The sequence below is a fragment of the Streptomyces sp. NPDC096324 genome (assembly GCF_044763015.1).
Lineage (GTDB): Bacteria > Actinomycetota > Actinomycetes > Streptomycetales > Streptomycetaceae > Streptomyces.
Map to the genome: position 1 here is coordinate 479906 of NZ_JBIWFK010000004.1, position 25653 is coordinate 505558.

General features: G+C 69.8%; 23 protein-coding genes and 1 riboswitch. Of the genes, 7 read left to right on the forward strand and 16 right to left on the reverse strand.

The window, feature by feature from the left end:
• Positions 1 to 24: 24 nt before the first annotated feature.
• The 4 genes from ACIQ7M_RS12890 to ACIQ7M_RS12905 form a co-directional block, all read right to left on the reverse strand.
• The gene (locus tag ACIQ7M_RS12890) at positions 25 to 1047 is read right to left on the reverse strand and encodes an NlpC/P60 family protein (RefSeq protein ID WP_403643024.1); all 1023 of its coding nucleotides are present in this window, start codon (positions 1045 to 1047) and stop codon (positions 25 to 27) included.
• A 241-nt stretch (positions 1048 to 1288) separates the two neighbouring features.
• Positions 1289 to 2320 (reverse strand): NlpC/P60 family protein, encoded by a 1032-nt coding sequence (locus ACIQ7M_RS12895; RefSeq protein ID WP_355765842.1) that lies wholly within the window; start codon positions 2318 to 2320, stop codon positions 1289 to 1291.
• 456 nt (positions 2321 to 2776) lie between these two features.
• Positions 2777 to 4126, reverse strand: a complete 1350-nt coding sequence (locus ACIQ7M_RS12900; RefSeq protein ID WP_403643028.1) for an NYN domain-containing protein — start codon at positions 4124 to 4126, stop codon at positions 2777 to 2779.
• 36 nt (positions 4127 to 4162) lie between these two features.
• Positions 4163 to 4402: a hypothetical protein gene (locus ACIQ7M_RS12905; protein ID WP_355765848.1), complete on the reverse strand. Its 240-nt coding sequence runs from the start codon at positions 4400 to 4402 to the stop codon at positions 4163 to 4165.
• A gap of 151 nt (positions 4403 to 4553) precedes the next feature.
• Between ACIQ7M_RS12905 and ACIQ7M_RS12910 the strand changes: the two genes are divergently transcribed.
• Both ACIQ7M_RS12910 and ACIQ7M_RS12915 read left to right on the forward strand, forming a co-directional pair.
• Positions 4554 to 5309: a rhomboid family intramembrane serine protease gene (locus ACIQ7M_RS12910; RefSeq protein ID WP_355765851.1), complete on the forward strand. Its 756-nt coding sequence runs from the start codon at positions 4554 to 4556 to the stop codon at positions 5307 to 5309.
• Positions 5310 to 5351: 42 nt separating this feature from the next.
• Entirely contained in the window at positions 5352 to 5633 is a 282-nt protein-coding gene (locus ACIQ7M_RS12915; protein ID WP_403643033.1) for an Lrp/AsnC family transcriptional regulator, read from the forward strand.
• A 39-nt stretch (positions 5634 to 5672) separates the two neighbouring features.
• Here the strand turns inward: ACIQ7M_RS12915 and ACIQ7M_RS12920 are convergent, their stop codons facing one another.
• The 6 genes from ACIQ7M_RS12920 to ACIQ7M_RS12945 form a co-directional block, all read right to left on the reverse strand.
• Complete coding sequence (locus ACIQ7M_RS12920; RefSeq protein WP_403643036.1) at positions 5673 to 7046, reverse strand: aminotransferase class V-fold PLP-dependent enzyme; 1374 nt, start codon at positions 7044 to 7046, stop codon at positions 5673 to 5675.
• Between the two features lie 187 nt (positions 7047 to 7233).
• Positions 7234 to 7350, reverse strand: a riboswitch (SAM riboswitch).
• Between the two features lie 85 nt (positions 7351 to 7435).
• Positions 7436 to 8500, reverse strand: coding sequence for an anthranilate phosphoribosyltransferase (trpD, locus tag ACIQ7M_RS12925; RefSeq protein WP_355765858.1), 1065 nt, complete (start codon positions 8498 to 8500; stop codon positions 7436 to 7438).
• Between the two features lie 168 nt (positions 8501 to 8668).
• Positions 8669 to 10309, reverse strand: coding sequence for a cytochrome bc complex cytochrome b subunit (locus ACIQ7M_RS12930; RefSeq protein WP_403643039.1), 1641 nt, complete (start codon positions 10307 to 10309; stop codon positions 8669 to 8671).
• Complete coding sequence (locus tag ACIQ7M_RS12935) at positions 10306 to 11382, reverse strand: Rieske 2Fe-2S domain-containing protein (RefSeq protein ID WP_355765864.1); 1077 nt, start codon at positions 11380 to 11382, stop codon at positions 10306 to 10308. Before ACIQ7M_RS12935 ends, ACIQ7M_RS12930 begins: the two co-directional genes overlap by 4 nt.
• The gene (locus ACIQ7M_RS12940; RefSeq protein ID WP_403643043.1) at positions 11379 to 12188 is read right to left on the reverse strand and encodes a c-type cytochrome; all 810 of its coding nucleotides are present in this window, start codon (positions 12186 to 12188) and stop codon (positions 11379 to 11381) included. Before ACIQ7M_RS12940 ends, ACIQ7M_RS12935 begins: the two co-directional genes overlap by 4 nt.
• Before the next feature lie 64 nt (positions 12189 to 12252).
• Positions 12253 to 12873: a heme-copper oxidase subunit III gene (locus ACIQ7M_RS12945; RefSeq protein WP_328453310.1), complete on the reverse strand. Its 621-nt coding sequence runs from the start codon at positions 12871 to 12873 to the stop codon at positions 12253 to 12255.
• 203 nt (positions 12874 to 13076) lie between these two features.
• Here ACIQ7M_RS12945 and ACIQ7M_RS12950 point away from each other — a divergent pair, with 203 nt between their 5' ends.
• Positions 13077 to 13478, forward strand: coding sequence for a hypothetical protein (locus tag ACIQ7M_RS12950; protein ID WP_403643047.1), 402 nt, complete (start codon positions 13077 to 13079; stop codon positions 13476 to 13478).
• A gap of 86 nt (positions 13479 to 13564) precedes the next feature.
• On the opposite strand, the gene ACIQ7M_RS12955 is transcribed toward ACIQ7M_RS12950, so the two are convergent.
• The 4 genes from ACIQ7M_RS12955 to coxB form a co-directional block, all read right to left on the reverse strand.
• The gene (locus tag ACIQ7M_RS12955) at positions 13565 to 14836 is read right to left on the reverse strand and encodes an Ig-like domain-containing protein (protein WP_403643050.1); all 1272 of its coding nucleotides are present in this window, start codon (positions 14834 to 14836) and stop codon (positions 13565 to 13567) included.
• Between the two features lie 130 nt (positions 14837 to 14966).
• The gene (locus ACIQ7M_RS12960; protein ID WP_355765877.1) at positions 14967 to 15365 is read right to left on the reverse strand and encodes a cytochrome c oxidase subunit 4; all 399 of its coding nucleotides are present in this window, start codon (positions 15363 to 15365) and stop codon (positions 14967 to 14969) included.
• Positions 15362 to 17095, reverse strand: coding sequence for a cytochrome c oxidase subunit I (gene ctaD / locus ACIQ7M_RS12965; protein ID WP_384784736.1), 1734 nt, complete (start codon positions 17093 to 17095; stop codon positions 15362 to 15364). The genes ACIQ7M_RS12960 and ctaD overlap by 4 nt, the downstream gene beginning before the upstream one ends.
• Complete coding sequence (gene coxB / locus ACIQ7M_RS12970; protein WP_403643054.1) at positions 17092 to 18057, reverse strand: cytochrome c oxidase subunit II; 966 nt, start codon at positions 18055 to 18057, stop codon at positions 17092 to 17094. Before coxB ends, ctaD begins: the two co-directional genes overlap by 4 nt.
• Positions 18058 to 18354: 297 nt before the next feature.
• Between coxB and ACIQ7M_RS12975 the strand changes: the two genes are divergently transcribed.
• Positions 18355 to 19737, forward strand: a complete 1383-nt coding sequence (locus ACIQ7M_RS12975; protein ID WP_403643057.1) for a cysteine desulfurase/sulfurtransferase TusA family protein — start codon at positions 18355 to 18357, stop codon at positions 19735 to 19737.
• 170 nt (positions 19738 to 19907) lie between these two features.
• Here the strand turns inward: ACIQ7M_RS12975 and ACIQ7M_RS12980 are convergent, their stop codons facing one another.
• Entirely contained in the window at positions 19908 to 20882 is a 975-nt protein-coding gene (locus ACIQ7M_RS12980; RefSeq protein ID WP_355765889.1) for a carbohydrate kinase family protein, read from the reverse strand.
• A 133-nt stretch (positions 20883 to 21015) separates the two neighbouring features.
• On the opposite strand from ACIQ7M_RS12980, the gene ACIQ7M_RS12985 reads away from it, so the two are divergent.
• Both ACIQ7M_RS12985 and ACIQ7M_RS12990 read left to right on the forward strand, forming a co-directional pair.
• On the forward strand, positions 21016 to 21237 hold the full coding sequence (locus tag ACIQ7M_RS12985; protein ID WP_403643061.1) for a hypothetical protein: 222 nt from the start codon (positions 21016 to 21018) through the stop codon (positions 21235 to 21237).
• A 235-nt stretch (positions 21238 to 21472) separates the two neighbouring features.
• Complete coding sequence (locus ACIQ7M_RS12990; protein WP_403643064.1) at positions 21473 to 23608, forward strand: hypothetical protein; 2136 nt, start codon at positions 21473 to 21475, stop codon at positions 23606 to 23608.
• A gap of 122 nt (positions 23609 to 23730) precedes the next feature.
• Here ACIQ7M_RS12990 and erpA read toward each other — a convergent pair whose 3' ends face one another.
• Positions 23731 to 24087 carry an iron-sulfur cluster insertion protein ErpA gene (gene erpA / locus ACIQ7M_RS12995; RefSeq protein ID WP_355765895.1) on the reverse strand — a complete coding sequence of 119 codons (357 nt, stop codon included), beginning with the start codon at positions 24085 to 24087 and terminating at the stop codon, positions 23731 to 23733.
• Positions 24088 to 24422: 335 nt separating this feature from the next.
• Here erpA and nadA point away from each other — a divergent pair, with 335 nt between their 5' ends.
• A complete protein-coding gene (gene nadA, locus ACIQ7M_RS13000; protein ID WP_403643067.1) occupies positions 24423 to 25607 on the forward strand; it encodes a quinolinate synthase NadA in 1185 nt (394 codons plus the stop codon).
• The last annotated feature ends 46 nt before the right edge of the window (positions 25608 to 25653 follow it).

The following is a 25653-nucleotide window of genomic DNA, read 5'->3' on the forward strand; positions in this document are numbered from 1 at the left end:
CCCGGCGCCGGGACCGCGCACCCGTCAGACCCGGGTGACGGACGAGATCGGCATCATCCCGACCGGGTCGTAGCGCACCGGTGCCCCCGGGTAGGGCGCGTGGATCACCTGGCCGTTGCCCACGTACATGCCGACATGGCTGGCGTCGGACCGGTAGGTCACCAGGTCACCGGGCCGCGCCTGGGAGAGCGGGATCTGCCGTCCGGCGAACCGCTGGGCCTGTGAGGTGCGCGGCAGGCCGACCCCGGCGTGCTCGTAGGACCACTGCATGAGGCCCGAACAGTCGAAGCCGCCGGGCCCGTTGGCGCCCCACACGTAGGGACGGCCGAGCGCCGAGCGGGCCGCCGCGACGGCGACGGCCGCGCGCGACGAGGAGGCGACGGAGCCGTCGAGGTCCGGCAGGTCGCCGCGGGACGCGCGCGACGCCCGGTCGTAGGCGGCGCGGTCGGCGTACGGCAGCGAGTTGAGCAGGTGCCGCGCCTTGGCCAGTTTGCCCTCGATGACCCGCTTGTTCCGGGCGACGGCCGTGCGGCTGCGCTCCAGTTCGGCCAGCTTCCCGTCGGCCTCGCGGCGTTCCTGGGCGAGGTCGCGCAACGCGCGCCGGAGCCCCTTGAGTTCACCGGCCTGACGGGTGCCGATCCGGTCGAGCGCGGAGGCCTGGTCGAGATAGCCGTCCGGGTCGGCGGAGAAGAGCAGCGCGAGGGACGGGTCGAGGCCGCCCGAGCGGTACTGCGCCCCGGCGAGCGAACCCAGCGCGTCGCGCATGGTGTTGACGCGCTCCTGCTGCCGGGCGATCTCGTCCTGCGCCGTGCCGATCTGCTCGCGCAGGGCGTCGCCGCGCTCGTCGGCCTTGTTGTACGCCTCGGTGGCCTTCTCCGCCTGGGAGTAGAGGCGGTCCACCTCGGCCCGGGTCTCGTCGTGTGGCGCCGCCGAGGCGGGCAGGGTGCCGAGCGCGGCGGCCGCCGCGGACATCACGCAGGCGGCGGCACCGAAGGCGCCGGCGCCCCGGTGGAAGCCGGTCGGTGCAAGGCGGCGATGGAACCCCACGGGTGGCCGCACTCCCTTCCGCTGACGGTCCCCCGCCGTCGGGGGATCGCGGCAGACAGTAACCGCGCGACCACGCGTCGATCAAAGACTCCCGCGGGCACGCACAGTGACGCCCCGCCGGAGACGCAGGTCACCGACGGGGCGTGGGGTCAGCGCGAGTTGTCGCAATTCGCCCGTTTGGGCGGTGCGGCGGGAGAGCGCCTCGGGCGGCCCGCATCCCGTGCGGAACCGCCCGTCCGGATCAGATCCGGACGCCGAACTGGAAGGGCATGTTGCCGATCGCCTCGTAGCGGACGACCGCGCCGGTGTGCGGGGCGTGCAGCACCTGGCCGTTGCCCGCGTAGAGGCCGACGTGGTGCTGGTCGCCGTAGAAGATGACCAGGTCACCGACCTGGAGATCGCTCTGCGAGTAGATGCGGGTGCCCGCGTTGGCCTGGGCCTCCGAGGTGCGGGGTATGGTCACGCCGGCCTGGGCGTAGGCCCAGGAGGTGAGGCCCGAGCAGTCGAACGAGCTGGGGCCGGAGGCGCCGTAGACGTACGGGGAGCCGATCACGCTCTGAGCGGCCGCGAACGCGGCGCCGGCACGGCCCGAGCCCTTGCTGTTGCCGAGGTCGACGCGCTCGCTGGCGCGGGTGGCCCGCTCCTGCTCCTTGCTGGCCAGCGCCGCCTTCTCCTGCGCGGTCAGCGTGTTGAGGAGCTTCTGCGCGGAGCCCAGCTTGCTCTGGACTTCCTTCTTCTTCTTGGCGAGCTCGGCCCGGGTGTCGGCGAGGTCCTTGAGCTTCGCGGAGGCCTCGGCGCGCTGCTGGGCGAGCGAACGCTGCTTCTCCTGGACCTTCTTGAGCGACTCGACCTGCTGGGCGCTGAGCTGGTCCATGGCCGAGGCCTTGTCCAGGAAGTCGTCCGGGTCCGAGGAGAGGAAGAGGGCCACGGAGGGGTCGATGCCGCCGGTGCGGTACTGGGCACTGGCCATCGAACCGAGACCGTCACGCAGCTCGTTGAGGTCTTCCTGGCCGCGGGCGACGTTGTCCTGGAGAGCGCTGATCTGCTTCTGCAGCTTCTGCTGCTTCTCCTTGGCGCCGTCGAGCTTCTCCGTGGCCTGCTCGGCCTCTTCGTAGAGCTTGTCGACCTTGGTCTTGACCTCGTCCTTGTTGGGCTTCTCGGACGGCGCCGCGTTGGCGGCATTCGCGCTCAGCACAACGGCTGCTGCGGCGGCGGTGGTGAGCACGGTCACACGGGTGCGGCTCGGCTGCTTGGGTCGACGGTGGGACGCCACGAAGGCGAGCTCCTTCTTCCTCCAGCCGCCTGCCGAAAACGCCGACGGGCGGTGCCCCTCCACCGTCACTCCTCATGAGTGATCACCCTAGTTGGAGGTTCGAGGCATGACCCTAGTGACCTACTTGTGATCAGTTCAAATCCAAACCTGAAAATTCTTTGTCACGGAGAGCATTCTTTGCCATCAACTCACCTGCAGTGATGTTCGCTTGACACTACGTCGCGTGAATGTCCGACGAATTCGGGCATCAGTCCTAGACGTTACGCATGGGACGTAGGGGATTCACGCGACTTAGGGAACCGATCGCCGACAGCACGGAATCCGGCCCGGACGCGCCCCGAACTCGCTCCCAAAGCAGAGCGAAAAGGGCGAAAAGTGGGAAAGAACGCTCAGCCGCGTGAGTGGCTCGTGCTCAACCGCGTGAGTGCGCGTATTCAGCCGCGCGAGTGCGCGTGCTCAGCCGCGCGAGAAGCGCTTGAGGAGCACCACGGACGCCACCGGCCGGGCACCCGCCTTGGCGATCCCGTCGGCCACCTCACGGTCGGTCGAGACGACGATGACCGGGCGGCCGGGCGGCTCGGCCCGCACGAGCTGACGGATCAGCTCGTCCGCCGTGACGCCGGGCTTGGAGAAGAGCACCCGCACCCCGCGCGGGGGCGCGAGCAGCACCGGCGCGGCCAGTTCGGCCCCGTCGAAGACACAGGTGACCTCGGCCCCGGTCTGCGCGGCGAGCTGCGAGAGCTGCCCGAGCAGCCGCAGCCGCTGCTTCTCCAGCGGCATCTGGGGATAGCCGGTCTTGGTGACGTTGTAGCCGTCGACGACCAGATGCGCCTGGGGCAGCGCGAGCAACTGGTCCAGGATCGCGGGGTCGTTCTCGGACAGCGCGCGGGTGGCAATGTCCTTCGGGGTCATCCGCCCCGGCTCGACCGCCTCGACCGTCTCTGCGGGCCGTACCGAGACGGGAGGCAACGCCAGCTCTCGGCGCAGCCCCTGGGCCGCCTCCAGCACGGTGTCGAGCAGCAGCCGCACCCGCATGTCCTCGACGCTGCGCCCCTCCCGGGCCGCCTTCCGGGTGGCCTCCAGGGCCGCCTCGGCCTCCGAGAGCCGCGCCTTGAGGCGCCGCGACTCGCTCTCGGCCGCGGACACCTGCGCCTGGCTCTCCGCCTTCGCCCCGTCCGTCTCGGCCTGGAGCTTGCGCAGGGCCGCCTCGCCGCGCTTGACGTCGCTGAGGGCCCCGCGCAGCTTGCGGTGAAGCGATTCCGCTTCCTTCCTGGCCGACTCCAGTTCCGTACGCAGCCGTTCGGTCTCGGCGCGGGTCTGGCCGCGGGCCTCCGCGAGGTCCGCGCGCAGCCGGTCCAGTTCGGCGCGGCTCTCCTCGCCGGCGCGCTCGGCGTCCGCCCGCAGGGCCTCCTCGCCCGCGGCGGTCACGAGCTTCACCCAGCCGGTCGGGCGCACGACGTAGGCCGCGGCCGCCACGTCCAGCGGATCCGCGGCCGGGGGCGGCGCGCCCGAGTCGAGAGCGCCGACGAGCTCGGACTGGGTCTCTCTGAGCTTCTCGGCGATGCGCTGTCTGAACAGCGGGTCCGTCTCCAGCGCCGCCGCCATCGCGTTACCGGCGAACTTGACGCGGCGATTGGGGGCGAACCGGGCGTACTGCCTCAATTGCGCGGGCAGTTCGGACACCATGAGCCCGCCGAAGCCGTCCGAGACGATCTGCACGACCCGACGGCGCACGCCGTCGGGCAGCGGACGGTCGAGCACCTCGGCGGTGCCGTCGTCCGGCTCCCCGCCTGTGGTCTCCACCATCCGTTTCACCCCAATATCCGTGTGGGGCCCGCTCCGTCAGGAGCCGGCGCCCGGCCTGTCCACGAGTTCGACCTGATCCACCGCGTTGCACCAACGGCACCGCACCGCCTCGATGGTCTCACTGACCACCTCGCGCTCCTCGACCTTGGGCTCACCGGCCAGGTCCAGGTGCACATACTCGACGACCTTCGACGAGCGCGTCACGTCGAAACGCGTGAGGTTGCCGCAGAGGGTGCAGCGCCAGCGGGTCTTGGCATCGGGCAGGGGAACCGTCATAGGGCAGCCGCTTTCCTTCTAGTGTCCGTCGGCGCCGGTTTCCCGGCGCTTTGGCTCGTAACCCTACGGCCTGGCGGGTACTCGACGCTCGGGTGTCCACGGCGGCGAGGCGGTCCGTACGCATTGGCGTGGTTACGTCATGCTCTGCACCATGATCGGCAATTGGAGTGCGACGGTCGGCAGGGCGCTGCGGGGCCGGTCCGCGCCGGTGACGTACGGACTGATCGTCCTGTGCTGTCTGATCTTCGTGATCGGTCCCGCCTCGGGGCTCGATCCCGCGTACGGCACCGGGGACGAGCTGCTGGTCGCGCAGCGGGCGTACTTCCGCCGCTGGGGCGTGGTGCCGGCCGCCCTGTTCGACGGGGCGCCGGGCGAGGCGCTCACCCCGGCGACCGCCCTGTTCATCCACGGAAGCTGGCTCCATCTCCTGGGCAACATGCTCTTCTTCTACGTCTTCGGGCTCATGACCGAGGAGCGCATGGGCCATCTGGAGTTCGCCCTCTTCTATCTGGGCTGCGGGTATCTGGCCCTGCTCGGGTACGCCGCCGCCAACGCGACCTCGCAGCAGTCCCTGGTCGGGGCCTCCGGGGCGATCTCCGCGGTGCTCGGCGCGTTCCTCTACCTTTTCCCCAAGGCCCGGGTGACCAGTCTCTTCCCGTTCCTGTTCTTCCTGCCGCTGCGGTTCCCGGCCTGGGTGGTCCTGCCGTTCTGGTTCACCCTGCAATGGCTGGCGGCGGGCCGCAGCGGCTCGGGTCCCGGGGTCGCCTACCTGGCCCACCTCGTGGGCTTCTCCCTGGGTTTCGTCTACGCGTGGGCGCGCTTCCGGCGCCGCCCGGCCGTCGTGCCCGTCCGGGGGGTCCTGCCGGGGCCTCCGGTGGAGCGGCCGGGCCCCGTGGACCGCGAGTAGGGTGAGATCCCCAGCAGCGGCCCCCTAGGGAGAGAACCAGCCGTGATCACCGCGATCGTCCTCATCAAGACCAGCGTGGACCGCATCCCCGAGATCGCCGAGTCGATCGCGGCGCTGGAGAGCGTCAGCGAGGTCTTCTCCGTCACCGGCACCTACGACCTGATCGCCATGGTCCGGGTCCAGGCCCACGACGACCTGGCGGACGTGATCCCCGGCAAGATCAGCAAGATCCCGGGCGTCGAGGCGACGGACACGCACGTGGCGTTCCGTACGTACTCCCAGCACGACCTGGAGGCGGCGTTCGCGATCGGTCTCGACTCCTGACCGACGCGGCGCCGCCTCCGGGCGGGACTGCCGTGGGCGTCAGACCGCCGGGACGCAGCGGCCGTCCTCGGTGCGGTACTGCCAGCGCGCGCCGTCCCTGACGAGCTCGCGCACCGCGCGGACGAACCGCTCGACGTGCTCCTCGGGGGTGCCGGCCCCGAAGCTGACGCGGATGGCGTTGAGGGACTTCTCGCCGGGGGCCGCCTCGGGGGATCCGCACTCCCCCGCGGTCTCCGGGTCGCTGCCGAGCAGGGTGCGGACGAGCGGGTGGGCGCAGAAGAGGCCGTCGCGCACCCCGATGCCGTACTCGGCGGAGAGCGCGGCCGCGAAGTGCGAGCTGTTCCAGCCCTCGACGACGAAGGAGATGACGCCGACCCGCGGGGCGTCGTCGCCGAAGAGGGACAGGACGCGGACCTCGGGGACCTCGGCGAGGCCCTCGCGGACGGTACGGATCAGGTGCCGCTCGCGGGCGAGCAGGTTGTCGAAGCCCTCGTCGGTGAGCGCCTTGCAGGCCGACGCGATCGAGTAGGCGCCGATGACGTTCGGCGAGCCGGCCTCGTGGCGGGCGGCGCTGTCGTGCCACTCCACATCCACGCCGCCGTCCGCGCGCCGGGTGACCTTGCGGCTGGCCCCGCCGCCCGCGAGGTAGGGGTCGGCCTCGCGCAGCCAGTCGGAGCGGCCCGCGAGGACACCGGAACCGAAGGGCGCGTACAGCTTGTGCCCCGAGAAGGCGACCCAGTCGACGTCGAGGTCCTGGACCGACACCGGGTGGTGCGGGGCGAGCTGCGCCGCGTCGAGGACGATGCGGGCGCCGTGGGCGTGCGCGACGGCGGCCAGTTCCCGCACCGGCCACAGCTCCCCGGTGACGTTCGAGGCGCCGGTGACGCAGACCAGGGCCGGCCCGTACGGGTCGCGGGCGGCGAGGGCGCGCTCCAGGGTCTCGACGGCCTCGGCGGGGGTGCGGGGGGCGTTCAGGTAGGTCACCCGGGCGTCGCGCCAGGGCAGCAGCGAGGCGTGGTGCTCGGTCTCGAAGACGAAGACCTGGCAGTCGGCCGGGAGGGCCGCGGCGAGCAGGTTGAGCGAGTCGGTGGTGGAGCGGGTGAAGACCACCTGGTCGGCGGCGCGGCAGTCGAGGAACTCCGCGACGGTCCTGCGGGCGTTCTCGAAGAGGTCGGTGGAGAGCTGCGAGAGGTAGCCGGCGCCCCGGTGGACGCTGCCGTAGTAGGGCGCGTACGCGGCCACGTCGTCCCACACCCGCTGGAGGGCGGGCGCGCTGGCGGCGTAGTCGAGCGCCGCGTAGGTCACCTCGCCGCCGGTGACGAGCGGGACGGTGACATCCCGGCCGAGAACGGGCAGGGCCCCCGAAGAGTCACGGCAAACGGTCTGGTCGGCGGCAACGGTGGAAGCAGACATGGCGAGCTCCTGTGAGAGGCAGGCGAAATCACCGCGCGAGCAGGCTGCCCGGAGGCGGCGCTCAGCGCGGGAGAAAGGTGAAAGGGGTGTGCGGAGGCGGGGCTCGGCGCCCTAACGCATTCGCTTGCTCACAGAAGGCTCCCTCGAACGACCAGGACCCCTGGTGGTCCGCCCGGAGAGCGGGAGGGGTCCGCGCTTGCCGTAGGCCTCGCTGCCTACGACCTGGTCTTCACCCGGGGCACCCCGCCACGGACGGAGGGTTGCCGGACAGCCGGCCGGGGCCTGATGGCTGTCACTCATGACCTGGTACAGCATCTTGCCAGAGGATCTTCCCCGCGCAAGACGCGGTCCACGATCCGGACTGCGTCCCGCGCGGGGTCCCGGGTGGCTCAGGCGTTGCTGGCGGCCACCCAGCGCTCCAGGGTGCGCTTCGCGGCGCCGGAGTCGATCGCCTCGGCGGCCTTCTCCATTCCGGCGCGGAGCTGGTCGGCGAGCGGCGCGCCGGTCGGCGACAGCGCCACCAGGGCGGCCGCCGAGTTCAGCAGGACCGCGTCCCGCACGGGCCCCTTCTCGCCGTCCAGGAGGCGCCGGGCGACCTCCGCGTTGTACGAGGCGTCGGCGCCCCGCAGGGCCTCCACCGGGACGATGTCGAGCCCGACGTCGCGGGGGTCGAAGCGTTCCTCGGTGACCTTGCCGTCGCGGACGACCCAGACGTGGGAGCCCCCGGTGGTGGTCAGCTCGTCGAGGCCGTCGTCGCCGCGGAAGACGAGCGAGGAGTTGCCGCGCTCGGCGAACACACCCGCCACGATCGGCGCCATCCGGGCATCGGCGACGCCGACCGCCTGGGCCTTCACCCGTGCCGGGTTGGTCAGCGGTCCGAGCACGTTGAAGGTGGTCCGGATGCCCAACTGGCCGCGGGCCGCGGCCACATGACGCAGCGCCGGGTGGAACTTGACCGCGAAGCAGAAGGTGATCCCGGCCTCCTCGGCCACCTCGGCCACGCGCTTCACCGGCAGTTGGAGATTGACGCCGAGCTTCTCCAGGACGTCCGACGAGCCGGACGCGGAGGACGCGGCCCGGTTGCCGTGCTTGACGACCTTGGCGCCGGTGCCGGCCACCACGATCGAGGACATCGTGGAGATGTTGACGGTCTTCGCGCCGTCGCCGCCCGTTCCGACGATGTCGACGGTGTGTCCGGGCACCTCGATCACATTGGCGTGCGCGTACATCGCCCGGACGAGTCCGGCGATCTCCTGGACGGTCTCGCCCTTGGCCCGCAGGGCCACCACGAACCCGGCGATCTGCGCGTCGGTCGCCTCGCCGCGCATGATGCGGTCCATGGCCCAGGCCGTGTCGTCCGCGCTCTGGTCGCGGCCTTCGAGCAGTCCGTTCAGTACCGCGGGCCAGGAACGGCCCGCCGCGGTGTCGCCTCCAGCGGGGTTCACAGCGCTCATGGTCGCTCCTGGGTTCGTGGGTCACGCGGTCGCGGGTGACAGGTCGTGGGTGACGCGGGGTGGATCGCCCCGCACCACCGGGTGAGTCCACCCTATCCAGCCCGGGGGACGGCAAAGAGCCCCGTCCGTGTCATGGACGGGGCTCCAGCCGTGGCGAACAGCCGGGGATCAGTGGTGGCCGTGGCCGCTCGCGATCTCCTTGTACTCCTCGACGGTGGGCTTGGGGATCTGGCCTTCCTCCCCGTAGAAGCCCTCGCTCATCTTGGCGCGCAGCTTCTGCGCGCCCGAGACCTTGCGCTCGACACCGTTCTCGTCGACCGTCGGGCCGATCTCGGCCGGCTTGTACTGCTCGTGAGCGGTGAGCGTGTGCAGCGCGTCCTGGCTGAGCGGCTCGTGGACCTCGATGAACTCACCGTGCGGCAGGCGCTTGATGATGCCCGACTCGCGGCCGTGCAGCACCTTGTCCCGGTCCCGGCGCTGGAGGCCGAGGCAGATCCGCTTGGTGGCGATGAAGGTCAGCACCGGCACGACGAAGAAGGCGATCCGCACGAACCAGGTGATCGAGTTGATCGCCAGGTGGAAGTGCGTGGCCCAGATGTCGTTGCCGCCGCCGACGAGCAGGACGAAGTACCAGCTGATCCAGGCGACACCGAACGCGGTCCGGGTCGGGACGTTGCGCGGGCGGTCCAGGATGTGGTGCTCGCGCTTGTCGCCGGTGACCCAGGACTCGATGAACGGGTAGACCGCGATCGCGACCAGGACCAGCGGGAAGATGACCAGCGGGATGAACACGCCCAGGACGAGCGTGTGACCCCAGAGGTTGATCTCCCAGCCCGGCATGACACGGATCAGGCCTTCGGAGAAGCCCATGTACCAGTCGGGCTGGGCACCCGTGGACACCTGGTCCGGACGGTAGGGGCCCAGCGACCAGATCGGGTTGATCGAGGCGATCGCCGCGATGGCCGCGATGACACCGAAGACCAGGAAGAAGAAGCCTCCGGCCTTGGCCATGTAGACCGGCAGCAGCGGCATGCCGACGACGTTGTTGTTCGTCTTGCCGGGGCCCGCGAACTGCGTGTGCTTGTGGTAGAAGACCAGGATCAGGTGGCCGACGACCAGGCCGAGCATGATGCCCGGCAGCAGCAGCACGTGCACCGAGTAGAAGCGGGCCACGAAGTCGCCGCCCGGGAACTCGCCGCCGAACAGGAAGAACGACAGGTACGTGCCGACGATCGGCACGGACAGGACCGCGCCTTCCATGAAGCGGACACCGGTGCCGGAGAGCAGGTCGTCCGGGAGCGAGTAACCGGTGAAGCCGGTGAACATGCCGAGGACGAACAGCAGGAATCCGAAGACCCAGTTGACCTCACGGGGCTTGCGGAACGCACCCGTGAAGAACACGCGCATCATGTGCACGAACATGCCGGCGAGGAAGACCAGCGCGGCCCAGTGGTGGATCTGACGGATCAGCAGACCACCGCGCACATCGAAGGAGATGTGCATGGTCGAGTTGAACGCCTCGGACATCAGCTGGCCCTGCAGCGGGACGTAGCTGCCGTGGTACTCCACCTCGTTCATCGACGGGTGGAAGAACAGGGTCAGGTACACACCCGTGAGGATGATGATGATGAAGCTGTAGAGGCAGATCTCACCCAGCATGAACGACCAGTGGTCGGGGAAGATCTTGCGCATGTTGGACTTGGCCAGGGAGTAGATCCCGAGGCGGCCGTCCGCCCAGTCGGCGACCCGCTCACCGGCGGGTGCCTTCTCGCGCGAGGAGCGCGAGTCGGAGGTGGTGGTAGTGCTCATCCGCGCTCCCAGAATGCAGGACCGACGGGCTCCTTGAAGTCGCTGAGCGCTTCGAGGTAACCCTCAGCGTTCACGCCGATCTGCAGCTGCGGCAGGGCGTGACCCGCCGGGCCGAAGATGACCCGGGCACCGTCGGAGAGGTCGAAGGTGGACTGGTGGCACGGGCACAGCGCGTGGTGCGTCTGCTGCTCGTACAGGGAGATCGGGCAGCCGACGTGGGTGCAGATCTTCGAGTAGGCCACGATGCCCTGGTAGGACCACTCGAGTTCCTGCTTGTCCTTGATGTCGTCCGGCTGGAGCCGGATGATCATCAGGGCCGCCTTGGCGATCTCCTTCTGGAAGTCCTCGTCGTGCTCCTCCAGGCCCTCGGGCTTGGCGAAGGTGAGCGAACCGACGGCCAGGTCCGAGGGACGCAGCGGCTCGTTGGTGTTCATGTTGACGAGGAGCTTGCCCTTGGACCACAGCGTGTGGCGCAGCTTCGTGCCGGGCAGCGGGCCGAGGTCGCGCAGCAGCATGACGCCGGAGAGCGGGAACAGGGCCAGCGCGCCGAACATCGTGTTGCGGATCAGCTTGCGGCGGCCGAGCGCGGACTCCCTGGCGCCGTCCTTGAAGTCGGCCAGGACCTTGGCCTTGACCGCGGGCTCCGCCTCGATCGGGTGACGCTCGTCGGCGATCTCCACGTCGGACATCAGGGTGCGGGCCCAGTGGACCGCGCCCGCGCCGATCGAGAACAGCGCCACGCCGAGGCACATGCCCAGCGCGAAGTTCAGCGCGCTGATGTGCCCGATCGGGAACACGAAGATCGACTTGTCGTTCGGGATCGCCACGTAGGAGGCGATGAAGCCGACGGTCGCGACCATCGACAGCACGAACAGCAGGGCGACCAGGCGCTCGGACCGCTTGGCGGCCCGCTCGTCGATGTCCTGGATGCGGTGCTCGTGGGGCGGCAGCCCCGGGTCCGCGAACGGGTTCTGCTCGTCCGCGACGGCTACCGGACCGTGACCGTGACCGGCGTGGTCGTCGGAGGCCCGCTCGGCGGGCACGTTCTCTTCTGGAATGTCTTGGCTACTCATGACTTCTTGGCCTTTGCGGTCCGAGCGGCGACCCAGACGGCGACGGCGATCAGGGTTCCGAGACCGAAGATCCAGCCGAACAGGCCCTCGCTGACCGGCCCGAGGCCGCCCAGCTCAAGACCGCCCGGGCTCTCGGTGTTGTCACCGTTGACCGCGTCGAGGTACGCGATGATGTCCTGCTTGTTCTTCTCCGTCAGCGTGGTGTCGGGGAAGGACGGCATGTTCTGCGGGCCCGTCTGCATGGCCTCGTAGATGTGCTTCGGGTCGACACCCTCCAGGCTCGGCGCGTACTTGCCGTGTGTCAGCGCGCCGCCCTTGCCGGTGAAGTTGTGGCACTGGGCGCAGTTGGAACGGAAGAGTTCACCGCCCTTGGCGATGTCCGCGCCCTCGGGGCTGACCTGGTTCTTGGTCGGGATCGCGGGGCCGGCGCCGAGCGAGGCGATGTAGGCCGCGAGCTGGTCGATCTCGGCCTGGGTGTAGATCACCTTCTTGCGCGGGATCTGAGCGCCGGGCTGCTGGGCCGGCATACGGCCGGTGCCGACCTGGAAGTCGACCGCCGCGGCGCCCACACCCACCAGGCTCGGACCGTCGGAGCTGCCCTGACCGCCGGTGCCGTGGCAGCTTGCGCAGCCCACGGAGTACAGCTTCTGGCCCTCGGTGATACCGAGGGACTGGGCGGTTTCGTCGGCCTGCGCCTTGCCCGCGGGTGCGAACGCGGCGTACAGCCCCCCGGTGGCCGCCAGCGCGAGGAGTAGGACGACGACCGCCGCCAGCGGATGGCGTCGTCGTGCGGAGAGCTTTTTCACGGATTACCCCGGTGTCAGGATCTTCTGCGTCGGTGCTTCTGGATGTTTCGGGCGGTGGGCCCGATTACTTGATCAGGTAGATCGTGGCGAAAAGGCCGATCCAGACGACATCGACGAAGTGCCAGTAGTAGGACACGACGATGGCGGCGGTCGCCTGCTCGTGAGTGAACCTCCGAGCCGCGTAGGTGCGACCGAGGACCAGCAGGAAGGCGATGAGTCCGCCCGTCACATGCAGTCCATGGAAGCCGGTGGTCAGGTAGAACACCGAGCCGTACGGGTCGGAGGAGAGCGAGAGCCCGTCCTTCTTGACCAGTTCGGTGTACTCGAAGACCTGACCGCCGATGAAGATCGCACCCATGATGAAGGTGACGATGAACCACATCCTGAGCTTCTTCACGTCCCCGCGCTCGGCGGCGAAGACGCCGAGCTGGCAGGTCAGGGAGGAGAGCACCAGGATCGTGGTGTTCGTCGCCGAGAACGGAAGGTTCAGGCTGGACGCCATTTCCTTCCAGTGATCCGGCCCGGTCACCGATCGCAGGGTGAAGTACATCGCGAAGAGGGCCGCGAAGAACATCAGCTCGGAACTCAGCCAGATGATGGTTCCGACGCTGGTGAGGTTCGGCCGATTGACCGACGGGTGCGCGTGCCCGGTTTCTACTGTCGTTGCTGTCGCCACGACCGACATTATGTCGGTCGCTTATCCCGCCCTCACGCCGGGGGGTGCCGTTCGGGGTGTTGACCGGGTGTGTCCAGCCCGGATGGACCATCGAAGCCGTGTCCGAACCGGTGCTGACGAGGTGTTCAAGGGAGTAGCATCCGCGCATCGGGCCGGGGACGATCAGCCCGATACGCACGATGTCCGTACGACGCTGACGTCTCGGAGGAAGAATGCAGCCGACCGCCACGGTGCTGGTCTACAGCGACGACTCCAACACCCGCGCGCAGGTGCGGCTCGCCACCGGGCGCAGGCCCGCCCCGGACGCTCCGCTCGTCGAGTTCGTCGAGTGCGCGACACCGGCCGCCGTCATCAGGGAGCTCGACAAGGGCGGCATCGACGTCTGCGTCCTGGACGGCGAGGCGGTGCCGATGGGCGGCATGGGGGTGTGCCGGCAGATCAAGGACGAGATCTTCAACTGCCCGCCCGCGCTGGTGCTCATCGGGCGCCCGCAGGACGCCTGGCTGGCCACCTGGAGCCGTGCGGACGCCGCGGTGACCCTGCCGGTCGACCCGGTGGAGTTCGCCGCCTCACTGGCCTCCCTGCTGCGTCGCAAGAACCTTCTGAGCGCCTGAGCCACCCGCGCCCCGCCAGGGCCTGTCCGCACCCCTCCCGTCGTCCGTACGGCGGAGGGTCGGCGGACAGGCCCCGGGGCGCGGTCTCACACGCTCTCGGGGCGCAGCCTGGCGCGCTGGGCGGGGCTGGGGGCGTCCGGGGAACCGGCCACGATCGCGCTGCCCTCGCGCCAGTTCTTCCAGTCGAGGTTCCAGTCGCCGAAGCCGTTGCCGAACGCGTCCATCGTCTGGCCTTCGGAGTTGACGACCTTGACGATGTCGCCCTCGTTGAACGTGTTGAAGAACCACTCGGCGTTCTCGGTGCTCATGCCGGTGCAGCCGTGGCTGACGTTGGCGTACCCCTGGGAGCCGGTCGACCAGGGCGCGGCGTGGACGTACTCACCGCTCCAGGTGACCCGGGTCGCGTAGCGCACCTCCAGGTCGTAGGAGTCCGAACTGCCCTCGGCTATGCCGATGCTGGTACCGCGCATCCGTACGAGGGACTCCTTGCCGAGCACGACCTTGACGCCGTTGCGGGTGTCGAAGCCGGGCTTGCCCGTGGTGACGGGGATCTCTTTGATGTCCTGGCCGTTGCGGTAGACGGTCATGGAGTGGGTGGCGGCGTCGGTCAGGGCGACCAGGCTGTCGCCCGTGGTGATCTTCACAGTCTTGGCGTCGCCGCCCCACAGGCGTGTGCCGATCCTGAGGCCGGCGAGGTTGCTGTGGGCCGTGATGCTGGCGTGGGCGGGCCAGTACTCCTTGGGGCGGTAGTGCAGTGTCTTGTCGTCCACCCAGTGCCAGGCGCCGTCCACCGCGGGGGTGGAGTCGACCCGGAGGGCGCGTTCGACGATCGTGCGGGCCGCCTTGTCCTTGACGGGGGCGCTGAGTTCGGCGGTTATCGGCTGGCCGACGCCGTACTTGCCCGTCTTGGGCCCGAACTCGACGTTCAGCAGCTTCTTCGTCTTCGGCGTACTGGTGTCGAAGCCGATGACCTTGCGGCCGGGGGCGCCGTCCTCGTCCTCGGTGCTGACGCGCACCGTGTAGTGGGCGCCCGCGGCCAGCGGTGAGGTGCTGTGCCATCGGCTGCCGTCGGCGGCCAGTTCGCCCGTGACATAGCGCCCCGACGCGTCCGTGGCGGTCACGTCGGTGATGCGCCCCTCGTCACTCTCGGAGGTGATTTCCAGGGGCTTGTCGGGGTCGACCTTGGTCTGCTTCTTGCTGTCCTCGGAGAGGCCCTTGAACGAGATCTGTCCCGCCGCGTCGTACGGCTTCGCCGAGAGCGGGTGGTCGTCGGAGCCGCAGGCTGCGGCGCCCGCGCCGAGGGCGACCACCAGCGCGGTGCAGCTGACGACCGTGCGGATTCGCGGTGAGTGATTCATGAGTCCACGCTATGGACGCCCGTCAAGGACGGCGCGCCGGGTGAGCCGAGCGAGGGACACAAGTCGCGGCAAACGAGGGAGCCCGGACTCTCCTGACGGAGTGTCCGGGCTCCCGGGTGTTCAGCGCGTGCTACTGGGTGCGGTTCTCACCGTGGTAGTACTCGAAGACCCAGCCCCACAGGCCGAGCATGATCAGCGGCGCCGAGAAGTACAGCAGCCACCAGCCGAAGACGACGCCCAGGAAGGCGAGCGCGCCACCGGTGCCGAGCGCGAGCGGCTGCCAGCTGTGCGGGCTGAAGAAGCCCACCTCGCCGGCCTCGTCCGCGACGTCGGCCTCCTTGTCGTCCTGCGCCATGGCGTCGACCCGCCGGGCCGTGAAGGCCAGGTAGTAGCCGATCATCATGCTCAGGCCGAAGCCCATGAAGAGGGCCGTGGTGCCGGCCGGCTCCTTGGACCAGACGCCGTAGACGATCCCCATGATGAGGATGAACAGCGCCAGCCAGATGAACATCTTGCCTTGGACCTTCACTTGCCGGCCTCCTTTCCGCCAGGAAGGGCCGACGAACCGTGACCGGCGTTCTCGAGCTGGTCGAGGGCGGCGATCTCCGGGTGGTGCAGGTCGAACGCCGGGGATTCACTGCGGATCCGCGGCAGGGTGAGGAAGTTGTGCCGCGGCGGCGGGCAGGACGTCGCCCACTCGAGCGAACGGCCGTAACCCCACGGGTCGTCGACCTCGACCTTCTTGCCGTACTTGGCCGTCTTCCACACGTTGTAGAGGAACGGCAGGATCGACAGGCCGAGCAGGAACGAGCTGATCGTCGAGACCGTGTTCAGCGCGGTGAAGCCGTCCGCCGCGAGGTAGTCCGCGTAACGACGCGGCATGCCCTCGGCACCCAGCCAGTGCTGTACCAGGAACGTGCCGTGGAAGCCCACGAACAGCGTCCAGAAGGTGACCTTGCCGAGACGCTCGTCGAGCATCTTGCCCGTCATCTTCGGCCACCAGAAGTGGAAGCCGGAGAACATCGCGAACACCACGGTGCCGAACACGACGTAGTGGAAGTGCGCCACCACGAAGTAGGAGTCGGACACGTGGAAGTCCATCGGCGGCGAGGCCAGGATGACGCCGGTCAGACCACCGAAGGTGAAGGTGATGAGGAAGCCGACGGCCCAGAGCATCGGTGTCTCGAAGGACAGCGAGCCCTTCCACATCGTTCCGATCCAGTTGAAGAACTTCACGCCGGTGGGTACGGCGATGAGGAACGTCATGAAGGAGAAGAACGGGAGCAGGACGCCACCGGTGACGTACATGTGGTGCGCCCACACGGTCACGGAGAGACCCGCGATCGCGATGGTTGCGCCGATCAGGCCCATGTAACCGAACATCGGCTTGCGCGAGAACACCGGGATGACTTCGGAGATGATGCCGAAGAACGGCAGCGCGATGATGTACACCTCTGGATGGCCGAAGAACCAGAAGAGGTGTTGCCAGAGCAAGGCTCCGCCGTTTGTCGCGTCGAAGACGTGTGCCCCGAATTTTCGGTCCGCCTCCAGGGCGAACAGCGCCGCGGCGAGGACGGGGAAGGCCAGCAGCACCAGAACCGCGGTGAGCAGGACGTTCCACACGAAGATCGGCATACGGAACATCGTCATGCCGGGAGCGCGCATGCAGATGATCGTGGTGATGAAGTTGACCGCGCCGAGGATGGTGCCGAAGCCGGAGAAGGCCAGACCCATGATCCACATGTCGGCGCCGATGCCCGGCGAGCGGACCGCGTCCGACAGCGGGCTGTAGGCGAACCAGCCGAAGTCGGCCGCGCCCTGCGGGGTGAGGAAGCCACCGACCGCGATCGTCGAGCCGAAGAGGTACAGCCAGTAGGCGAACATGTTCAGCCGCGGGAACGCCACGTCGGGCGCGCCGATCTGCAGCGGCATGATCCAGTTCGTGAAACCGGCGAAGAGCGGCGTCGCGAACATCAGCAGCATGATCGTGCCGTGCATCGTGAACGCCTGGTTGAACTGCTCGTTCGACATGATCTGCAGTCCGGGACGCGCCAGCTCGGCACGCATGAGCAGCGCCATGACGCCGCCGACCAGGAAGAACGCGAACGACGTCACCAGATAGAGCGTGCCGATCGTCTTGTGGTCGGTGGTGGTGAGCCACTTGATCACGACGCTGCCGGGCTGCTTGCGCCGCACCGGCAGCTCGTTCTCGTACGAGTCTTCGGCGGCGGCACCCTGGGGTTCGTTGAGGATGCTCACAGGTTGTTCGTCTCCCGGTTCTTCTCGTGGCCCGTCTGCTCAATGCCGGCCGGGACGTAACCGGTCTGTCCCTTGGTCACGAGCTCCTTGAGGTGGGCCTCGTAGCGCTCGGGGGAGACGACCTTCACGTTGAAGAGCATCCGGGAGTGGTCGACGCCGCACAGCTCGGCGCACTTGCCCAGGAAGGTGCCCTCACGGTTGGGGGTCACCTGGAAGGAGTTGGTGTGGCCCGGGATGACGTCCTGCTTCATGAGGAACGGCACCACCCAGAAGGAGTGGATGACGTCACGCGAAGTGAGGATGAAACGGACCGTCTTGCCCGTGGGGAGCCAGAGGGTCGGACCCGGGTTGCCCGTCTGCGGGTTCCGCGTTGCGGGAGTGCCGACGTCGTAGACACCGCCGGCGTTCGCCGGGAAGTCCTTCTTGAACCGGTCCGGAATGGCGGCCAGGTTCGGGTCTGTCTTGGCGTTCCCGGAAGAACCGGGGACGTCCTCGACGTAGTTGAAGCCCCAGCTCCACTGGAAGCCGACCACGTTGACCGTGACGTCGGGCTTCGGCTTGAGGCTGAGAAGCTTCGTCTCGTCGCGTGCCGTGAAGTAGAACAGCACGGAGACGATGATGAGCGGGACCACCGTGTACAGCGCCTCGATGGGCATGTTGTACCGGGTCTGCGGAGGAACTTCGACCTTGGTCCGGCTGCGCCGGTGGAAGATGACACTCCACAGGATCAGGCCCCAGACCAGCACGCCCGTGGCGAGCGCGGCCGCCCACGAGCCCTGCCAGAGGGAGAGGATCCGCGGAGCCTCCTCCGTGACCGGGGTGGGCATACCAAGGCGGGGGAAGTCTTCCCAGTTGTACGAGCAACCAGTGGCTGTCGCCAGGACCAGGCCCGCAGTCATTGCCTGCAGCAGCTTCCGCCGCATCGGGCGCCGCGGCGAGCGGTCGGAGCCGTTGGGACTCACGTAGCGCCTTCCCGAGAGTCTCGCCCGCGCTGTTGGCTGCGGCCTTCTCGCTGGTCGGTCGCCGCCCTGCGTCGGGCAGGGGTTTGGATGTTTATGCGGACCAAACCCTACTGGACGCTATTTGGGGTCGCGCGGGGAGGGTGCCCAACGCGCCGCCCGACTCCCCGAAGGAGTGCTGTTTGGCCTTCAATGCCTTGTCAGAGTACCTGGAATGCCCCGGTCCGGATGGCTTCTGACGCCCCCTTGGGAGGGCCGGCGGCCGCCCGCCGTCGGCTCCCGCGGAGCTAGCGTGGGGGCGTGTCCTACTTCGACGCCGCGTCCGCGGCCCCGCTGCATCCCGTCGCCCGGCAGGCCCTGCAGGCCTCGTTCGACGAGGGGTGGGCCGATCCCGCCCGCCTCTACCGCGAGGGAAGGAGGGCCCGGCTGCTCCTCGACGCGGCGCGCGAGGCGGCGGCCGAGGCGGTGGGCTGCCGCCCCGACGAGCTGGTCTTCACCCCCTCCGGCACCCGTGCCGTGCACTCCGGGATCGCGGGTGCGCTGGCGGGCCGGCGGCGCGTCGGAGACCACCTGATCGTGTCAGCCGTCGAACACTCGTCGGTGCTTCATTCGGCGGACGCGCACGAGGCGTCGGGCGGTGCGGTGACCCGTGTTCAGGTCGCGCGCACCGGAAGGGTGTCCCCTTCTTCCTATGCCGAGGCCCTGACCCCGGGCACCGCGCTGGCCTGCCTCCAGTCCGCCAACCACGAGGTGGGCACGGAGCAGCCGGTGGCCGAGGTGGCACAGATGTGCCGGGAGGCAGGAGTGCCGCTGCTGGTGGACGCGGCCCAGTCGCTGGGCTGGGGACGGGTGGAGGGCGACTGGTCCCTGCTGGCGGCGAGTGCCCACAAATGGGGCGGCCCCTCGGGTGTCGGCCTGCTCGTCGTGCGCAAGGGCGTACGGTTCGCGCCCCAAGGGCCCGTGGACGAGCGGGAGTCGGGGCGGGCGGCCGGGTTCGAGAACATCCCGGCGATCGTCGCCGCGGCGGCCTCGCTGCGTGCCGTGCGGGCGGAGGCGGCGGTGGAGGCGGCACGGCTGCGTGAACTGACGGAGCGGATCCGGACGCGGGTGCCCGCGCTGGTGCCGGACGTCGAGGTGGTCGGCGACGCGGTCCACCGGCTCCCGGGGATCGTCACCTTCTCCTGTCTCTATGTCGACGGAGAGACTCTGCTGCACGAACTGGACCGGGCGGGCTTCTCGGTCTCCTCGGGCTCGTCCTGCACGAGCAGCACCCTGATCCCCAGCCATGTCCTGAAGGCCATGGCTGTCCTGAGCGAGGGCAATGTCCGGGTGTCGCTGCCGCCCGGCGCCGCGGAGGAGGACGTCGACCGGTTCCTGTCGGTGCTGCCGGGCGCGGTCTCGGGCGTCCGCGAGAAGCTGGGGGCGCCGACGGCGGTGACGAAGGTGCCCGCGTCCGCCGACGCGCTGGTGGTCGACGCGCTGGGCAGGCGCTGCCCGATCCCCGTCATCGAGCTGGCCAAGGTCATCGGGGACGTACCGGTCGGCGGCACGGTCCGGGTCCTGTCCGACGACGAGGCGGCCCGCCTCGACATCCCCGCGTGGTGCGAGATGCGGGGCCAGGAGTACGTCGGGGAGGAACCGGCGGACCGCGGCTCGGCCTACGTGGTCCGCAGGCTGTCGTAGGTCGTCGCACCGCGCCGGCCGCGGACCGGGACCCCGGCCTCCGCGGAACCGGGCGGGTCCGGCTGTCCCGGGCTCCCGGGCAGAGCTCCCGGTCCGCCTCCCCCGGACAGGGCTCCGGGCCCGCCCCCGTCGTACGGAGGCGGGCCCGGACCCTGGTCTGCCGCTCGGGTCTAGGACAGGTGCGCCCGGACCTCGGTGGCGGCGTCGTCGCCGTACGCCTTGGTGAAGCGGTCCATGAAGTGGGCGCGGCTGAGCTGGTACTCCTGCGTGCCGACCGTCTCGATGACCAGGGTGGCGAGCATGCAGCCGACCTGCGCGGCGCGCTCCAGGTCGACGCCCCAGGCGAGACCGGAGAGGAAGCCGGCGCGGAACGCGTCGCCGACGCCCGTCGGGTCCGCCTTGAGCTCCTCCTCGGGGCAGCCGACCTCGATCGGGTCGTGGCCGACGCGCTCGATGCGGACACCGCGCGAGCCGAGGGTGGTCACCCGGTGGCCGACCTTGGAGAGGATCTCCGCGTCGCTCCAGCCCGTCTTGGACTCGATGAGTCCCTTCTCGTACTCGTTCGAGAAGAGGAACGTCGCGCCGTCCAGCAGTATCCGGATCTCGTCGCCGTTCATGCGCGCGATCTGCTGCGAGAAGTCGGCGGCGAACGGGATCGCGCGCGAGCGGCACTCCTCGGTGTGGCGGAGCATCCCCTCGGGGTCGTCCGCTCCGATCAGGACGAGGTCGAGACCGCCGACCCGGTCCGCGACGGCCTTGAGCTCGATGAGGCGGGCCTCGCTCATGGCGCCCGTGTAGAACGAGCCGATCTGGTTGTGGTCGGCGTCCGTGGTGCACACGAAGCGCGCGGTGTGCAGCACCTCCGAGATGCGCACGGAGGCGGTGTCGACGCCGTGCCGGTCCAGCCAGGCGCGGTACTCGTCGAAGTCGGAACCCGCGGCTCCTACCAGGATCGGGCGGGTACCGAGCTGCCCCATGCCGAACGCGATGTTCGCGCCGACCCCGCCGCGGCGGACATCGAGGTTGTCGACCAGGAAGGAGAGGGAGACCGTGTGCAGCTGGTCCGCGACGAGCTGGTCGGCGAAACGGCCGGGAAAGGTCATGAGGTGGTCGGTGGCGATGGAGCCGGTGACTGCGATACGCACGGCTAGGACACGCTCCTGCGAGGGGAGGGGATTGACAGTTAACGCTACCGGGTCCGCACGCGACCCCTGAAGGGCCAAAACTACCCGATAGTAGATCTTTCTTCGTGACGGCAACGGTGCATACGGTTCCGGTATGACGAACCTCAAGGTCCACGGCACTGCTTCGCTCGGCCCGGTCGGCGACGCGGAAGGCGATCTGGCGTCGCTGCGCGGCGACTGCGCCCGGATGGCCGGTCACTGGGCGGCCCCCGCGCCTGTTCCCCCGCTCCACGTCTCTCCCTCCCTCATCCACGGGGTGACCGTTCCGCCCGCCTCGGCCCGACTGCTGGACGCGATGTCCGACTACGGCGACTGACCGGCGGCGTCCGTTCGGTGCCGCCGTACGGGTGAGAGCCCGGCGGCGCCGAACGGGTGAGGGTTTCCGGCGGCGCCGCCCGGGTGAAGAAGGGGTGCGCTCGCAGGGAACCGTGCGCTCCCCCGCCGCGTCCCATTGCCGTCCCCCGTAAAAGGGATGTGCCGTACGACCCTGGAGTGCCCGTCATCGACAGGGCCGGGTCATGGGACTGCAGTGGAGCCGAAGGAGCGATGCGGTGAGCACCGAGCGACCCGACAACGACGCGACCGATCCCGCCGGGAGTCACGCCGAGGGTCCCGCCGAGGAGGCGACCGAGAACACCGCCGAGGCCGCCCGGGAGACCGCTGCGGATCCCGCCGGGAACCGGGCCGAGAACGCCGTCGCGGACCCGGCCGACAGCACGGCGAAGGACCCGGCCGAGGTGTCCGCCGGGGACCACACCGAGGACCGGACGACCGCGGCTCCCGCCGGGGACCGGGCAGAGGACCACGCCGAGGTTGTCGCCGCCGGGGACCGAGCGGAGGGTGCCGCCGAGATTCCCGCCGAGGACCGGGCGGAAGCCACCGCCCAGGACGCGGCCGGCGGGGCGGTGGAGGATGCCGCCGAGGCGGCCGCTCCCGGTACGCGCGGCTCCGTCGCGGACTCCGCCGAGGAAGCCGACGCGGGTTCCGGCGAGGACTCCGGTGAGCAGGCCGACGCGGGCTCCGGCAAGGACTCCCCCGGTTCCGCCGCTCTCCCCGCTTCCCCCGAGGGTTCCGACGCGGGTGTCCCGGAGGGCTCCGGCGACGGTGGGGCCGGGGAGGGGTCCGGGGGCGAGCACTCCGAAGTCGCCGTCCTCGGGAACGGCTCGGGGACCGTCGAGGGTGACGGAGCCGGTGGGGGCCGGCGGCGCAACACCCCGGTGCTCGTCGCCTCGGTCGTCGCCGCCGTGCTGCTCGTCGGGGGCGGCGGCGCCTGGTTCGCCACGACGGCGTCCGGCGGCGGCCGTTCCGGCACCCCCGGCGCCGACGGCACTCCCCCGCCGCTCGCCCTCGACGGCTACTCCGCGAGCACCACCGGCGACGGGTCCACGGGCGGTACGGCGGGCATCGCGCCCGGCGAGCCCGATCCGTACGGCACGACGTACCGCGCGAGCGGCACACTCCCCGCGGGCCCCGGCTCGGCGCACGTGCAGTGGGCCGAGGGCAGGGTGAGCCGCGCCGAGGTGGCGCGGCTCGCGAAGGCCCTGGGCCTGGCGGGAACGCCCCGGCTCTCCGGGGACGCCTGGACGGTCGGCACCGCCAAGGACGGTACCGAGCCGAATCTGCGGGTGACCGCGGACGCTCCGGGAACCTGGACCTACAGCTCCGCCCTGCCGGGAGGCGACAACTGCGTCAAGGTCACGGTCTGCGAGTCCGTGGGCTCCGGCTCCTCGGCCGGCTCCGCGCCGGGCCCGGTGAGCGAGGCGGCGGCGAAGAAGGCGGCGGCGCCCGTACTGAAGGCGGTGGGCCAGGACGACGCGAAGCTCGACGCGAGCCAGCTCATGGACCGGGTACGGGTCGTGAACGCCGACCCGGTCGTCGGCGGCCTGCCCACGTACGGCTGGACGACCGGCCTGCGGATCGGCGCGGACGGTCATGTCGTGGGCGGCAGCGGCCAGTTGAAGACACCGGTGGAGGGAGACGCGTACCCGGTCGTCACAGCGCGGAAGACGCTGGACGAGATGAACGGGTCGGCGTCGGCGACGGGCGGTGACCGGCGCATGGGCATCGGCGGCTGCGCGAGCCCCGTACCGCTCAAGGACCGGGACGAGAAGCCGTGCGAGCACCCCTCCCCGGAGCCGGGGGCGGCGGTGACCGTCGAGAAGGCCACCTTCGGACTGGCGGCGCAGCGCGCGAACGGGCGGCAGGCGCTGGTGCCGTCCTGGCTGTTCGAAGTGCGGGCGCCGGGCGCGCAGGACACGTACACGGTGACACATCCGGCGGTCGACCCGGCGTTCCTGGCCTCGCCGGAATCGCCGGCTCCGCCGAGCGCGAAGCCGACCCTGCCGGCGCCGTCCGGCGAGCCCTCCTCGCCGGCGGCCACGCGTGACGTAGCCGTCCAGGGCTACACGGCCGACGGCAGGGACCTGACGGTCGGCTTCACCGGCGGGGTGTGCGCCGACTACACGGTGTCGGCGAGCGAGAGCTCCGGCAAGGTCACCGTGACCGTGACGGCGAAGCCCTGGAAGAACAAGGTCTGCATCATGATCGCCAAGTTCTACGAGAAGACCGTGCGCCTGGACGAGCCGCTGGGTGGCCGTGAGGTCGTGGGGAGCGACGGCAAGGCGGTCCACCACGGACGCGCCGGCATCCCCGAGACCTCGGGAGCGGCGTCGGCGGAGCCCCGGTAACGCGGCGGACCGGTCCCGGACACGCGAAGGCGGCGTCCCCCTGGCAGGGGGACGCCGCCTTCGTCCGTACTCCGCGTGTACGCGCCTTCGCCACGGGCCGTGGTCCAGGCCCCGGGGGCGGACTAGCTGAAGGAGTCGCCGCAGGCGCAGGAGCCCGTCGCGTTCGGGTTGTCGATCGTGAAGCCCTGCTTCTCGATGGTGTCGACGAAGTCGATCGAGGCGCCGCCCAGGTACGGGGCGCTCATGCGGTCGGTGACGACCTTCACACCGTCGAAGTCCTTCACGACGTCGCCGTCGAGCGAGCGCTCGTCGAAGAAGAGCTGGTACCGCAGGCCGGAGCAGCCGCCGGGCTGAACGGCGACGCGCAGCGCCAGGTCCTCGCGGCCTTCCTGCTCGAGCAGGGCCTTGACCTTGGCCGCGGCGGAGTCGGACAGGATGATGCCGTCGTTCACGGTGGTGGTCTCGTCCGATACGGACATCTGCTTCTCTCCCGGGTTGTACGGAGACTGCTTGCCGCAGGTTGCAACCCGCGGGGCCGCGGATTCATTCCGGGCCGAGCTTTTGTCTTCTGCCTTCTCTCTCATGCTCGCACATGCGCCCGCGCACGAACACCGGCCTGTGGACAACCCCACGGACACCCGGGTGTCACCCGCCGGAGAGGCGACCGGGATTCACGTCACATGGACGCTATGGCCATCGTCAACGTGACGTGAAGCGGTTATGATAGATAGCGTCAAATAGACGAAAAGGCATCGTACCGCCGGCCCGCTCCGCTAGGAGCCCGGCGACCCGCAGAACAGAAAGGGTGCGTGTCGTGACCACCGCCCAGACCCAGGAGCTCGACGTCCAGCCGACGCCCCTCGCCCTGCTGCTTCTCGGCCGCCAGGCCGATCCGAAGAGCGAGCGGGGCGTCGAGTGCCCCGGCGACCTGCCCTCGCCGTCCGACCCGGACCTGGTCGAACGCGCGCGGGCGGCCAAGGAGAAGCTCGGCGACAAGGTCTTCGTGCTCGGCCACCACTACCAGCGCGACGAGGTCATCCAGTTCGCCGACGTCACGGGCGACTCCTTCAAGCTGGCCCGCGACGCGGCGGCCCGTCCGGAGGCCGAGTACATCGTCTTCTGCGGCGTGCACTTCATGGCCGAGTCCGCCGACATCCTCACGGGCGACGCCCAGAAGGTCGTCCTGCCGGACCTCGCCGCGGGCTGCTCGATGGCCGACATGGCCACCGCCGAGCAGGTCGCCGAGTGCTGGGACGTCCTGACCGAGGCCGGCATCGCCGAGCGCGTCGTGCCCGTCTCGTACATGAACTCGTCCGCGGACATCAAGGCCTTCACCGGCAAGCACGGCGGCACGATCTGTACGTCGTCGAACGCCCAGCGGGCCCTGGAGTGGGCCTTCGAGCAGGGTTCGCAGGTGCTGTTCCTCCCCGACCAGCACCTCGGCCGCAACACCGCCGTCCGCGACATGGGCATGTCCCTGGACGACTGCGTGCTCTACAACCCGCACAAGCCGAACGGCGGGCTGACCGCGGAGGAGCTGCGCGGCGCGAAGATGATCCTGTGGCGCGGCCACTGCTCGGTGCACGGGCGCTTCAGCGTGGACTCGGTGAACGACGTGCGCGAGCGCATCCCGGGCGTGAACGTCCTCGTGCACCCCGAGTGCAAGAACGAGGTCGTCGCGGCGGCGGACTACGTCGGCTCCACCGAGTACATCATCAAGGCCCTGGAGGCCGCCCCGGCCGGCTCCAAGTGGGCGATCGGCACGGAGCTGAACCTCGTACGGCGTCTCGCGAACCGGTTCGCGCCCGAGGGCAAGGAGATCGTCTTCCTCGACAAGACGGTCTGCTTCTGCTCGACGATGAACCGCATCGACCTGCCCCACCTGGTGTGGACCCTGGAGTCCCTCGCCGAGGGCAACCTCGTCAACCGCATCGAGGTCGACAAGGAAACCGAGGCGTTCGCGAAGCTGGCGCTGGAGCGGATGCTGGCGCTGCCGTAGCAGCCGCCCCGCACGTACGTGACAAGAGAAGAGGCGCCCCTCGTGA

Coding starts and splice junctions, on each gene's coding strand:
- ACIQ7M_RS12900 (WP_403643028.1), bottom strand. CDS start 4,126: ATGGTGGAGACCACAGGCGGGGAGCCGGACGACGGCACCGCCGAGGTG.
- ACIQ7M_RS12905 (WP_355765848.1), bottom strand. CDS start 4,402: ATGACGGTTCCCCTGCCCGATGCCAAGACCCGCTGGCGCTGCACCCTC.
- ACIQ7M_RS12910 (WP_355765851.1), top strand. CDS start 4,554: ATGATCGGCAATTGGAGTGCGACGGTCGGCAGGGCGCTGCGGGGCCGG.
- ACIQ7M_RS12920 (WP_403643036.1), bottom strand. CDS start 7,046: ATGTCTGCTTCCACCGTTGCCGCCGACCAGACCGTTTGCCGTGACTCT.
- trpD (WP_355765858.1), bottom strand. CDS start 8,500: ATGAGCGCTGTGAACCCCGCTGGAGGCGACACCGCGGCGGGCCGTTCC.
- ACIQ7M_RS12930 (WP_403643039.1), bottom strand. CDS start 10,309: ATGAGCACTACCACCACCTCCGACTCGCGCTCCTCGCGCGAGAAGGCA.
- ACIQ7M_RS12935 (WP_355765864.1), bottom strand. CDS start 11,382: ATGAGTAGCCAAGACATTCCAGAAGAGAACGTGCCCGCCGAGCGGGCC.
- ACIQ7M_RS12945 (WP_328453310.1), bottom strand. CDS start 12,873: ATGTCGGTCGTGGCGACAGCAACGACAGTAGAAACCGGGCACGCGCAC.
- ACIQ7M_RS12950 (WP_403643047.1), top strand. CDS start 13,077: ATGCAGCCGACCGCCACGGTGCTGGTCTACAGCGACGACTCCAACACC.
- ACIQ7M_RS12955 (WP_403643050.1), bottom strand. CDS start 14,836: ATGAATCACTCACCGCGAATCCGCACGGTCGTCAGCTGCACCGCGCTG.
- ACIQ7M_RS12985 (WP_403643061.1), top strand. CDS start 21,016: ATGACGAACCTCAAGGTCCACGGCACTGCTTCGCTCGGCCCGGTCGGC.
- erpA (WP_355765895.1), bottom strand. CDS start 24,087: ATGTCCGTATCGGACGAGACCACCACCGTGAACGACGGCATCATCCTG.